Consider the following 12686-nt stretch of genomic DNA (forward strand, 5'->3'; position numbering starts at 1 on the left):
CAGGCCCTTGGAGCCAAGCTGCAGCGATGCCGCAGCTTATAGTTAAACAGTTAAATTATTGTTTCAGGCGCTGGCCAGCTGCGGCTTGGCAGGGCCGCTTATTGCTCGATATTTGGAAGGAGAAGAAATATGTTAAAGCCGAAACCCTCAGATCTCGCCATGGTTCCGTTTGTCAGCGTGGATAACATGATGGAGATTATCAATGGTATTGGAATCGAACAGGCGCTGAACGAACTGGCGTCATACATCGAGGAAGATTTCAAGCGCTGGGAGAAGTTCGATAAAACGCCCCGCGTTGCCGCCCACTCTGAGGAGGGCGTGATCGAGTTGATGCCCACCTCCGATGGCGACGTCTATGGATTCAAGTACGTAAACGGCCATCCCAAGAACCAGAAAGAGGGGCTGCAAACCGTTACAGCATTTGGGGTGCTGGCCAATGTTTCCAGTGGCTATCCGTTGCTGTTATCCGAGATGACAGTGTTGACCGCGTTGAGAACCGCTGCAACCTCAGCCTTGGTTGCCAAGTACTTGGCACCGAAAAATGCCAGAACTATGGCAATGATCGGTAACGGTGCCCAGTGCGAATTCCAAGCCTATGCGTTCAAGGTTGTGTGCGGCATTGAAAAGGTCAGGCTTTTCGATATTGATCCGGCCGCAACCAAAAAAGCGAGCGCCAACCTAAAGGGCAGCGGTCTTGAGGTGGTGTTCTGCCGCTCTGTTGAAGAGGCCCTTGAGGGGGCGGAGATCATCACCACTTGTACCGCCGACAAGCAGTACGCAACGATTCTGACCGACGAGATGGTTATGCCGGGTGTTCACATCAACGCCATTGGCGGTGATTGCCCCGGCAAGACTGAACTGGATAAGAATATTTTGCTGCGCTCTGACGTTTTCGTCGAATACACCCCTCAGACCCGTATCGAAGGCGATATTCAGCAACTCGATGGCGACCACCCAGTCACCGAAATGTGGCAGGTGATGACTGGCACCGCCGAAGGGCGCCGTAGCCGCGAGCAGATCACCTGCTTTGATGGGGTCGGCTTCGCCGTCGAAGACTTCTCAGCGCTGCGCTACATCTACGAGCAGGTCAAAAAGTCCGGTGCCTATACCAAGCTCGACATGATTGCTGACCCCGACGATCCGCGTGATTTGTTCGGGATGCTGGTTCGTGCTGGATTCCAACAAGAAATTCCTCTCACCGCCTAGCGGCGTTGGCCTGTAGGTATTGGACTTTTCAGATAAACAACAAGAGCCGACGCGTAATCAACGGCTCTTATAATTACTTGGTAAGTGAACAGATATGAAAAATAAAGTAGCAAGAGAGTTGATCGAGGGCCGCCCGGCACTGATCGTTATCGATATTCAGGCTTCTACATTTGTCGAGATGAAAGAGCGCTCTATTGCCCATATGCCGGGTTATGCCGAGCGGATGGCGCTGTCCAAGTGTGCTATTGATAAAGCCCGGGAGAAGGGTATTCCGGTGATCTTTATTCAAGAAATTCATCGGGCGGACCTAGTCGATTTTGGTCGAGAGCTGGACGGTGATGAGGACATCCATTGCTTGGATAACAACCCGAACACCAACATCGCGGTTGAGCAGTTGGGGTTTAGGCCAGATGACTATCTAATTCAGAAGCGCCGTTATTCCGCTTTCTTCGGCACTGACCTAGAGATTTTGCTGCGTGGCTTAAAGGTGGATACGCTGCTGCTGTGCGGCGGTTTGACCGACGTCTGCGTCCACTACACCTTCGTCGATGGTCATCAGTCGGATTACTTTTGCCGAGTGATCGAGGACTGTGTCGCCGGGTCGAGCGAACAAGCCCATGGTGCGGCGCTCAATGCAATGGAGTACCTGCAGCGCGGCGCACGCCGTTCTCTGGACGAAGTGTTGTCCGCGATGGATGGCCAGCCGTGATCGTCGCTTAAGCCGGTAGATTGGGTAAACGTCGGGGGCGCGGGTGACAAACTTAAAAGGCTATCGTTGTCCGTTCGGCGGAACTGAGGGGAGGCGGTATTGGGCTCCCTTCAGCGGGTCGATGCAGTGGGTCAACCGAGCACTCGAGCCCCTGGGGTTTCTGGATGGCATCAATGTGCTTTTTAGAGGCATCAGCCAAGTCATGTTTGTCAACAGTCCGCTGGTGGGGCTTTTGATCACACTGGCGATCGGCCTGCACGATTCGGCGCTCTGCCTGATGGGCCTGTGGGGTTGCTTTTGGACCACCTTGCTTGCCGCTCGAATGAGCGGCTCTACCCAGGCGCTTCATAATGGCGCTATTGGGTTTAGCGGCGCTCTGATAGGGTTCGCTCTTTTTACCCTATCGGCGCGCTTTGATCAGGTAGATATGGGCCTATGGTTGCTACTGGTGGTGCCGCTTTCTTATCTGAATGTGGTCCTCATTTATCGTTTCGGTTCATGGTTCGTCAGCCAAACGGGGCTGCCCTTTTTCACTTTGCCGTATAACTTTACGGTGTACCTATTAATTGCCGTAACGGCCCACATCTGGCCTGCGGCATTCGAAGGGGCGGCGAAAAGTTTTGAGAGTGGTGGTCCGTTGGGCGGGCAGGGGCTCTTTGAGGCTGTCTTGGTCAACTTCGGGCAGGTTTTCTTCGTGGATAACCTGTCGACATCGTTATTAATCCTTTGCGCCGTGACCCTTTGCTCTCCGATAGCGGCGCTATTGGGTCTACTGGGGGCGACACTTTTTGTGGTCGTATCGCAAGTGGTGGGATTTGATACGTCGGTGATTCGTAGCGGAGTCGTTGGTTACAATACTGTGCTGACAGCGGTCGTCGTCGGCGGGGTCGTTCATATTGCGACCTTCAAAGCAGTCGTTGTCGCCACTGTTGCGGCAACCTTATCTGCAGTGATATCTCTGTCGATTGCCGTCATTATGCTGCCCATCGGAGTGCCAGTATTAACCTTGCCATTTTGTCTTGCAACTATTCTGTCTCTTTTTGTAATTCGAAAATACCTACCTGGTCAGCTTTGCTCCGTGCTCAATGAGTTTGCGACGCCCGAAGAAAACCGGGTGCTGTATAAGGGGGATATTAGTCGTTGTTCCAGTTAAACAAAGCTCGGGTCAAGAGCAGGTGTCAAAGGACAGGATAGCTAAGTTAAGGATGTGTAGGAAAAATCATGTAATGGGTAGCTGCGCGAGTATGTGCGCGTTAGGAGCGCTCAGTGAAATTTGTGACTTGATCTTTCTTATTTTGGTGGGGCATCCACGCTAGGCTTTCATGCACATTGTTCTAAAGCGCCTGATATCACTGTGGACCTGTCAAGTTAAGGTGGGAGTGGCTCCAGTAATTGGATACCTTGGGAGTTGTGTCCGAAGCTTTTCCTTGGATTTCTCCGGTCTGCAGTATATCGTCTAGTCAAATGAAGACAGCCCGGTTGGCAGGTGGTAAAACTGATGCTCGGAAGCGTACAGGATATCGATATCAAACTGCTGCGAATTTTTGTCGCTATTTACGAAGCTGGAGGTTTTACGCAAGCGCAGTCTAAATTAGGGCTGAGCCAGGCGAATATCAGTGCGAAGATGTCCAAGCTGGAAGGCCGACTCGGAGCCCGTCTCTGTGAACGTGGCGTCTCTGGCTTCAAGCTGACACCCGAAGGCGAAATGGTATTGGAAGCCTCGCAGCAGCTTTTTCATGCGCTGGACGAGTTCCAGGAAAGTGTCGCCGATGTAAGCTCGGAACTGTCCGGCGAGTTCAATCTTGGTCTGGTTGATAACGCCATCACCAACCCGAACTCCAACATCGATAGAGCGATTGCCAGTTTCATTGACGCAGCGCCTGCCGTTTCGCTCAACATATATATTGGTGATCCTGCGGATCTGGAAGCCCAAGTACTGGATGGGAGGCTACACTTGGCGATAGGGCTGTTTAACAAATCAAATGATTTGTTGCGGTACAGGTCATTGTATTTCACCGAGCATGCGCTGTATTGCGGCGATCGTCATGAGCTTTTCCATATGGATGCGGACCGTATAGAGAAATTTGACATGAGCTCCCTGAAGTGTCTGGATCGTGGTTACATTGAGTCAATCGATGACCTCAAGCCCCAGGTTCATTTGCCTTTGGCCAGTGTGAGTGCGAATGGCAATATTGAAGGGTTGGCCCTGTTGGTTCTTTCTGGCCGTTATATCGTCAGCCTGCCGGTACACTATGCAAGGCAGTGGGTCGACGCGGGCAAGATGCGCATGATCGATCCGCGCCGAACCAGAGCTAAGACGGACGTAGTGGCAATTTACCGGAAGCGAAAGTCAACGCCTAAAGTGACATCGAGATTCCTGTCGGAGTTGGAAACTTTTCATCCCGTAAACGGCTCCAAAAGTTGACGCCGAAACTATTACAGTTACAACTACGACGATTCGCGGCTTTGCACAAGACGCCTGAGCAGCCAGGCAGGATTTTTCGATAGTGAGAAGAGAAACGACAGGGTTGCGAGGCAGAATGGTAGCGTCAGTAATGGTAGGCCCAGGCTGGGCAGCAGGGTTGCGAGCCCCAAAGTGACGAAAGTCGACCAGGCGGATGCCAGCGTAGCCATGGCGGTCGACCGGAGGAACGATTGACGAAATGCAGCAGCGACGACGATCGATGTAAGCACCACGTTGTAGCCCGCGGTGCCGCTAACGACTAGCTGGCTGTCTGTGCCCGAGAGCCCGGCGATGGCAACGAATATTAAGCTCCCCAAGAGTCCCGCTGCGGCGCAAGAGATTGAAAAAATCGCAACTATCCCGAGGATTACGGTTGATGTCAGTACGTCACCGATAAAGAAAACCTGACCGAAGTTTATTAGGATGGTGTTAGCGATTTCGGGCCAGCTCCAACTCAGGCAGTCATGGCAGGCTGCAGGCTCTGCCCGTTGGATCAGCAGTTCGGGAGAGGTGAAGGCTAGCAGCGTAGTCAGTATATAAATGGATAAGTTGTATGGCAGAGTGAAGATTGGCAGGCCCGTACGTTTGGTAAACCAGCTGCCTATCCCAGCTGTGACAACCACATTAAGATAAATAAAGGGTAGGGCGACATAGAGTAGCAACCAGGGGGGCAGGTCGAAATGGCTCTGCGACAGAATATAAGCGGCGAATCCGCACAGGGTGCCGCTGAAGCCGAAGAGTCCCTCGCTGATATCTTTAGCCGGGCATCGCAAGTAGACAGCAAATGCCGTGCTGAGCATGCATCCCAGTACACCCATGGCGCAAAGTCTTGGGTGTTGGGCGCCGAGGGCCAGTGTTATACAGAGGCCTGCCAGAGGGTTGTTGATAAAGATCACTTGGCTGATGCCCCTGAATAAGATATTCAGGCAGTCAAGCTGGCCAAAAGCAGTAAGCCGGGCGTATAGCCAGTTCATGGAGTTTGGGGGCAGCTTCGTTACGCGGGAAAGGCTTTTGTTTGAACGACGGCCTAGGGGGCAGTCCCCCCAGGCCAGGGAAGGGCTTTTATGTTGCGGACTCCGGTAGTGCTGCGACGACCATGATCTCAACTTTCCACTCGGGTTTTGCGAGCTTTGCCTCGACGCAGGCGCGAACCGGCGGACGTCCGGGTACGATCCAGGCATCCCAGACCTCGTTCATTTCGGCAAACTCGTCCATGTTGCTGACCCAGATCTGGGCCGACAGCAGGTGCTGCTTGGAGGTTCCGGCCGCCGACAGCAGTCGTTCGATGTTGTCGAGCGTCTGTCGGGTTTGGTTTGCCATCGACGCGCTGGCGTCCTCGGCGACCTGTCCTGCGAGATAAACTGTGTCGTTATGGACGACGATTTGGCTCATGCGGTGATTGCTGTGGTGATAGGTAAGGCTCATTTCATCTTCTCGTTAGAAAGGCGGGAAAACCGCTCTATGTGCGCGTTTAAGCCGCGCTGCAGGGCAGGGTCGCGTAGGTTTCCAGGGCGTCGATCACATCGTCCAGGGAGCGGCGTGCGCCGGTCTGGAGGTATTCCATTGCGTTGAGGGCCGACTCGTGGGCATCGATGGTCGATCCGGCTACGCAGTCCTCGATCACGCGGCAGAAATAGTCGGACTGATGCCCGTCGACGAAGGTGTAGTGGACGCATACGTCGGTCAGACCGCCACAAAGTAGCAGGGTGTCGACCTTTAGACCCCGTAGCAGTATTTCGAAGTCGGTCCCGAAGAACGCGGAGTATCGGCGTTTCTTTATCAGGTAGTCGCTGGGTCTGAAACCGGTAATCTCGGCGGCGATCTCGGTATTGGGGTTACCCTCGATGCAGTGTACCCCTTCGCTGCCATCTAGCTCCCTTCCGAAATCGACGTGATTAGGGCGGTGCACTTCCTGTATGAAGATAACTGGGACGCCGGCTTCACGGGCTTTTTCGATCGCTATTCGGGACTGACCCAGGCGGTATTCATAACCCGGCATATGCTGAATTGCGCGGTTTTTCTGTTCGATGAACGCGCCGGCCTGAATATCGATAACTATTAACGCGGGGCGGCCTTCTATCAGGGCTCTTTCGGATTTTGATGGGGTGCTCACTGTGCTGCTCCTTTGAGTTGGTCCGAAATTGTATTCAGTAGTAAAGTGTTTTGATTTATAAAAATAAGTTTCCCATCAGTGTGAATACTGGAAGCGATACTAGAAGGCGCAGTACCCAGATCAGGGCAAGCCGCCAGAGCTTGAGCCCGATATTGGCGCGCATCATGATCAGGGCAACTTCGGTCAGAAATATAATGCCGTTTACGGTGACACCTGCGATAACGAATCTGGTCAGCTCACTCTCGATGCTTGCGCCGAGAATTACGGGCATCAGCAAGTCGATAAATCCGGTGACGATGGCGGTCGCAGCGGCCTGGGCCTCCGGCAACTGAAGTAGCTCCAGTACCGGAACTAGGGGCATGGCTAGGGTTTGCATAATGTTGGTGTATTCGATCAGCGACAATCCCAGTACTCCTACGACCATCATCGCCGGATAAACTGTGATGGCCATATCGGTCGCAATGTGGAGTCCGTTGGCGACCTGCCTAAGCGGCTTTTCCGAGCAATCTGCGCGTTCCACGGCGCGCCTGAAGGCCCAACCAAGGTAGCTTTCGCTCGCTTTGCGGTCGCAAAATGCGTGCTGCGCGTCCTGCTCGATGCAGTATTCGTCAGGTATGTTGCGGAGCGGGGGCAGCCTTGGCACGATCAGAGCGCAGACGACGCCGGCAACGGCGACGGAGAAATACCAGGGAATAAAGACATGCTCCATCTTAATAAACTTGAGCACGACGTACGAAAAAGCCACGGATACGATGGAAAAGCTAGTGGCGATGGCGGCGGCTTCGCGCATCGTATAGTGACCGGCTCGGTACTGTTGCGTCGTCAGTATTACCCCTAGGCTCGTAGCGGACAGCCACGAGGCCATGCCGTCGATCGCGGCTCGGCCAGGGAGTTTGAAGAGCCATTGAAACGGCTTGCTGATCAGGACGCCCACAAACTCCATCAAGCCGTAATCTGTCAGCAGCGGCAGTGTAATAGCACTGATGAAATACAGCGCAAGCAGAACAGGAGCTATATCAAACAACAGGACGCCGCCGGTATTTTTGTGCCAGATCCACTCCGGACCTGCCTTGAAATAGACCAGAAGCATCGTTATTGCGCCCAAGATGCGCACGCAGGTCCAAACAGCTCCCGGGTTGAACAGTTGCACAAAACGATTATCAATCCGGCGTAAGGGGCCGAAACTCGACACGATAACGGTAATGACTGAGGGAATGACGGCAACGCCGACCGCTACCGCTAGCATGTAGGGCGCAATCAACGCATTTACACTGTCGATAAAATGTCCGATTGGGACGGTTAGCCTTCCGCTGATTTCTATGGGCATCATAAACAGCATAATGCCGATGAGTGATGGAATCAGAAAGCGCAGCTTTCTTGTGAGGGAAATATCTTGGTGATCTGTGTCGCTTGAAATATCCAGATTGCCTATATCATTGGCGATCCGGGGCGTTATTGATTGACGAGGTTCCATCGGTTTTCCTCTTATTTTTTTTGTTTCAGGTAATTTGCCGTTCAGGAGCTATTGGATTTCTAAGGTGTCATGAAGATTTATATGGTGGTTATGAGTGTGTCTTGTGATTTTCTAAGCAGTGATTCATGTTTTTCACACGCTCTGGAGTGAATGGCAGCTCCATAGTTGGAAATTGCGCAATTCAATCGTAGGTGGTTGTTGTAATGAATGATTTTACTCATTGAAATCGGCAGGGGAATATTGAAAAAATTATGTGAACATCAGGTTTTCGTTAAGCGCCCCGAGCGTTTCCGCTTCGGTTCCGGCTGGCGAGGACTGTCCGTAGGTCGATTATTTTTTCATCACCTCGGATAAGCAGCGCGTGATTTGCTACGGCTTCCAAGGACTCGAGGTCAAGACGCGGAACCTCGACTCACTGGAGCGAGAGGGCACCATGCATCACGCCCAATGTGGCAGGCAGTCAGCAAGTCCAGTGCCTCGATCTAAATGGGCTGCTGTTCTCCGCTTACGGGGGCGGATAACGGTATTCACCTGCCAGGGGAGACGAGCCTGATGGGTTTAGTCGGTCTGATGGCGCTCTCCGGTTGCGCCGTTGGATGCTCGGGATGGTGCATTTCGTGCCTTGTCACGCCGTCGGTCCGACCCAGAGGCTGGAATGCGTCAGGACCCTCGATCAGTATGAGGCGTCCTATACAGGCCTTTTCATATTTTTCAGTACAACGACTTGCTGCGGACCGGTCAAAACTATTGGCTGTCGGCCGATCCGCCTTGCAGACTGGTCTATGAGGCTTGGTGTCATAGTCATGGCAATGGAGCGGAAATGAACGCCGCCTACGCAATTGATTTTTCTCTGGCATAGCAATCGGCGAATCCGAGAAGGGCTTTGATCACCAACACAACAACTGGCGCCAGGGGCGGGAGTCCGCCGTTATGCCGGATTGCCTATGTAGTTGAGCGCCTACCTAGAGCTAGGGAACGCGTCTCTCGCAACCGCCAAGCTGCCGACACAAGATAGCTGCGGGAGACGCGTGTTCGGAGAGCAGGCTGGAGAGCCCAGCCTGCGGCTTTCATTGAATCACGTGGGTCCAAGGTGCGTGGTGAGGGCCCCACATGCCTTCATTTTCATTGACGTGGGGTCGCGTTGACGGTATCGGCGGGTTTCTTCACGGAGGTGCTCGAACGAATAATAGTCGTCGCGATAGAGTCCGTCGCTGGCGCACACAGGTGCCCTGGGCTGTTGTCTCTCAGCAGCCAGATTGGTTGTCCGAGTTGGCGGCCAGGGGCGTCCTGAGGGGTGATATCTGGCGTTCCAAGCGGCAGCTTGCTCACGGTTCGTCGGGAACCTCTGCAATCCCGCGGGCAGGGGGGGAAGCTCCAGAGTGTCCGAGATTCTTCGGCCAACAATGCAGGTGCGAGCTCAGTAGTTAGGACTTGGTGCATCGACTCCATTTCCTTATAGCCAGACCAGGCTGTGCCGATGCCCATGACGCCAGCATCACGCACGTTGATCAGCAACGTCGCATGGCGCTTGTTCTAGCGGATAGCGTGGTTTCACGCGGTACCGTCCAACTTGCTGGCGAACTGCGAAACCGAGATGCACCTGCTTTCCATGATCGTCTTATTCCGCTAGGGGCAGCGATTGCAGAGCGACGCGAGCAGCAGCTAGATCCCAGGCCGCAGTGCCGACGCTCTTGAATACAGCTGGTCGAGTGGTGTCGATCTCTCCGCGCAGCGCGGCAGCGAGCGAGCCGACGCGTGCCCAATCGATTTCCGCGCGCAGGAAATCACCTGCCTCGTGGCGAGCGCCAGCAGGATCGTCGGCAAAGAGGTCACTTCCATCCAGCGTAACTTTCCCCAGTTCGGCCATTTCGGGCTTGAAGGCGCCTACACCGATGATTAGACGACCGGGTCGCGCAGGTTCGTTGTAAACAGGTTCGGTGCTGGTGGTTACGGTGATGACAACGTCTACATCTATGGGTAGCTCAGAGACGCTGGGCTCAAGGTGCTCATGCAGTTGGCGACCGCTGGTGCAGAAGTCCGATGAGGCTTGATCATCCTGGCCCCGTACCCACACCTTGCATTGTGGGTAGAGCGCGTTGATGGCCTGTACGTGATATCGCGCCTGTGCGCCAGTGCCGATGAGTAGGATGGCGTTCGGAGCCCGCTTAAGTAGTGTGCGTATCGCGAGCAAAGTAACTGCGGCGGTACGTCGGCCGGTCAGCTCCGGGCCATCTAGCAGGCATATGATCTTGCCGGTTATGGAGTCGCATACGGTCACTGTGCCGTGAATTGTCGGCAGTTGTCGTTGGACATTGGACGGCTGTACGTTGACCAGCTTGTGAATGCCGATGTCCGGAGCGGTAGCCGGCATGCTCAGAAGAACACCGCCATCGCCAAGCGGGACGACCATACGCTCGGGGCTGAGAATGGTGCCAGCATCCAGCTCTGCTGCCGCTTGCGCGATGCTGTCGACTAGCTTGTTGAAGTCCAGCAGCTCAGCAGTGCGGGTCCGATCACAGACCACAATCGAAGCATCATTGTTGGCTGTGGCAATAGGGGGCAAGGTACTCATGGTCTTACTCCAAGTTTGGTGGGCGAAAGTAGTAAGAGGCGGATGTCAGGCAAGAATCTGTCGGCGCGTGGATGCAGTGGAGCGCGCAAAGAACTTTTCTGGCGGCGCGACCTCCAGGAGTTCCCCTTGATCCATGAACCGCACAGCGTCAGAGACTTGGCGGGCGATTATTGTCTCGTGGGTACCGTAAACCATCGTCACCCCTCGCTGGCGAGCGCCTTCATGGCTAAAAGCATCTCTCCAACCTCTTTGGGGTCGATTCCACTGGTGGGGGGTGGAAGAACATCACCGGGCCCTTCATCGCCAGAGCCCGGGCATGGGTTACTCGCTGCTGTTGGCTGCCGGACAATTAGTTGGGGCCGGCATCTGCCTCGTGGTTGCAGCCGGCCTTTTCCAGTCGGTGGCTCGAACAACAGGAATTGGGGGGCGTTGTCTCCCTGTTTGTTGATCAGCCTATGAGCAACCACTTCGGATGCGCTGAAGCCACCTAGCCTGTCTTGCACTGGAGCGGCAAAAGCGGTCGGAGTGTCTTCGTAACCAGTCAACGAGGAGCCGAGCACGGATATCTTGACGAGTCCTTTCGTGATATCGCCTTTGGTGAAGCTGACACGCTTGCCGGAGAGAGCGGCGGGAGAGGAGGAGGCACGAGAGAGTTTAACGGTCAGTTTGTGGTCGCTGTCGTAATAGCTGGACGGGGGGGGCGCCTGCTCTCCGCGCAAGGGGGAGTAACCAAGGTTGACCACAAGCAGATCCATACGGCCCTGCTGTAACTCCGGCAGACGAGCTTCGATCGAGGTGGGCTTGGCCTTAACATCGACGCCCAGATGCCTGATGACGGCCTGACAGAGGTAGATGTCGTAGCTCTCCACGGAATACCTGGCTACGTCGGTTATGCCTAATGGCTCGAAAGCGCCGAGAACGCCGCACTCCATCGTGCTGCGGGCTTTCACGCCTTCTAGTCCGTCAGCCCATGCTGGTTCGGCCGGTATGGTGTGTGCAATGTCGGATAGGGTCATTTTCATTTTGTTGTTCATCGGAGTCTCCTAAATGCCCTCATGGAGAAGACTAACTGGTTTGATGAAATGACCATATGAGCAGTAGCCGGTCTCGACGATATGCAAAAAATCTGGACTGCTGGCGTTTTTGGTCTTATTTCGATCCGCTTTTGGTTATGCTATGCTCGGGTCTGGGCTTTTTCAACCACATTTTGTTTTTGGTCGCTCTATTCGGTTTTCAGCGCAACCAATTTAGTGCGAGATTCACCAAAGTGGTCACAGGGCGTGTGGTTTAGGTTTTTGAGCCCTACGTGCACAAAGTGGTTAGGTGGCTAATAGAGGGAGTAGATGGCTATGCAACTTGATTTTCGACCCAAGCAGATCTACGAGCAGGTCGCTGACCAAATCCGAGCGGGAATCAGCAGCGGAACCTACCTACCTGGCTCGCGACTACCTTCTGAACGTGACCTTGCGCATCGCCTTAAAGTGAGCCGCCCAGCTGTCAGGGAAGCTATCGGGGCCCTGCAGAACGAGGGAATGGTGGTAACTCGACATGGCTCGGGCACATATGTGGCTGATCAAGTAGATGATGGGCCAATTATTCCGATCAGATCTCACGCGGAAGCCGATTTCAGCCCCAACAGCACACTCGAAGTCCGGCTTCTTATTGAGCCAGCCATTGCACGTCTGGCTGCCCGTCGGGCAAAACGGGACGAGCTGGCCGAGAGTTATCTAGCTCAGATGGCGAGCGTGAAGGACATCAACGACGCCAGGCAGCAAGAATTGTGGAGCGAGTGCGATCGCCTCTTTCACCGCCAGTTAGCACTCATGACCGAGGATGCGCTCATCGTCAAAATTGCGGACGAGGTTGAGAAAAGTATGGCGCAGCCACTTTGGAACCGTTTGCGTGATGACGGCATCTACGACCCCGAGCGGATTCAGCTCTATGTCGCGGAGCATCGGCTGATCTACGAATCGATCATCTCGGGTGACGAGAATGCTGCGGCGCTTTATGTCGAGGGACACCTCAAGCGCGTTCAGCGAGACATTAATGCTCGAGAGTGAACCTAAGGATGGTCTGAAAAAGTCAGCCTTCGAAAAATACGCCCCAGCAACTATGCGGGCTACAGGGTGGTCGCTTCGCAAATTCAGG

The 12686-nt window shown here is 54.2% G+C and carries 11 protein-coding genes; 5 read left to right on the forward strand and 6 right to left on the reverse strand.

The annotated features are described in order from the left end of the window. The first annotated feature begins 159 nt into the window (after positions 1–159). The 4 genes from LPB260_RS13940 to LPB260_RS13955 all read left to right on the forward strand — a co-directional run bounded on the left by LPB260_RS13940 (position 160) and on the right by LPB260_RS13955 (position 4340). Positions 160–1206: an ornithine cyclodeaminase gene (locus LPB260_RS13940; protein WP_218281551.1), complete on the forward strand. Its 1047-nt coding sequence runs from the start codon at positions 160–162 to the stop codon at positions 1204–1206. 94 nt (positions 1207–1300) lie between these two features. Beyond that, positions 1301–1915 carry a cysteine hydrolase family protein gene (locus LPB260_RS13945; protein WP_208709605.1) on the forward strand — a complete coding sequence of 205 codons (615 nt, stop codon included), beginning with the start codon at positions 1301–1303 and terminating at the stop codon, positions 1913–1915. Between the two features lie 121 nt (positions 1916–2036). Continuing rightward, the gene (locus LPB260_RS13950) at positions 2037–3068 is read left to right on the forward strand and encodes an urea transporter (RefSeq protein WP_208709607.1); all 1032 of its coding nucleotides are present in this window, start codon (positions 2037–2039) and stop codon (positions 3066–3068) included. Between the two features lie 345 nt (positions 3069–3413). Then, positions 3414–4340, forward strand: coding sequence for a LysR family transcriptional regulator (locus LPB260_RS13955; RefSeq protein ID WP_208709609.1), 927 nt, complete (start codon positions 3414–3416; stop codon positions 4338–4340). Positions 4341–4363: 23 nt separating this feature from the next. Here LPB260_RS13955 and LPB260_RS13960 read toward each other — a convergent pair whose 3' ends face one another. The 6 genes from LPB260_RS13960 to LPB260_RS13985 form a co-directional block, all read right to left on the reverse strand. Further along, positions 4364–5353, reverse strand: coding sequence for an urea transporter (locus LPB260_RS13960; RefSeq protein ID WP_208709610.1), 990 nt, complete (start codon positions 5351–5353; stop codon positions 4364–4366). A gap of 88 nt (positions 5354–5441) precedes the next feature. Continuing rightward, on the reverse strand, positions 5442–5804 hold the full coding sequence (locus LPB260_RS13965) for a RidA family protein (RefSeq protein ID WP_208709612.1): 363 nt from the start codon (positions 5802–5804) through the stop codon (positions 5442–5444). Positions 5805–5850: 46 nt separating this feature from the next. Further along, entirely contained in the window at positions 5851–6492 is a 642-nt protein-coding gene (locus LPB260_RS13970; protein ID WP_208709614.1) for a cysteine hydrolase family protein, read from the reverse strand. A 55-nt stretch (positions 6493–6547) separates the two neighbouring features. Beyond that, the gene (locus LPB260_RS13975) at positions 6548–7966 is read right to left on the reverse strand and encodes a YjiH family protein (RefSeq protein WP_256625634.1); all 1419 of its coding nucleotides are present in this window, start codon (positions 7964–7966) and stop codon (positions 6548–6550) included. A 1618-nt stretch (positions 7967–9584) separates the two neighbouring features. After that, the gene (gene lhpI / locus LPB260_RS13980) at positions 9585–10538 is read right to left on the reverse strand and encodes a bifunctional Delta(1)-pyrroline-2-carboxylate/Delta(1)-piperideine-2-carboxylate reductase (protein WP_208709616.1); all 954 of its coding nucleotides are present in this window, start codon (positions 10536–10538) and stop codon (positions 9585–9587) included. Positions 10539–10735: 197 nt separating this feature from the next. Further along, positions 10736–11572: a transporter substrate-binding domain-containing protein gene (locus tag LPB260_RS13985; protein ID WP_208709618.1), complete on the reverse strand. Its 837-nt coding sequence runs from the start codon at positions 11570–11572 to the stop codon at positions 10736–10738. A gap of 309 nt (positions 11573–11881) precedes the next feature. On the opposite strand from LPB260_RS13985, the gene LPB260_RS13990 reads away from it, so the two are divergent. Next, entirely contained in the window at positions 11882–12598 is a 717-nt protein-coding gene (locus LPB260_RS13990) for a FadR/GntR family transcriptional regulator (RefSeq protein WP_256625636.1), read from the forward strand. Positions 12599–12686 lie beyond the last annotated feature (88 nt).

The organism is Pseudomonas sp. LPB0260, assembly GCF_013388395.1.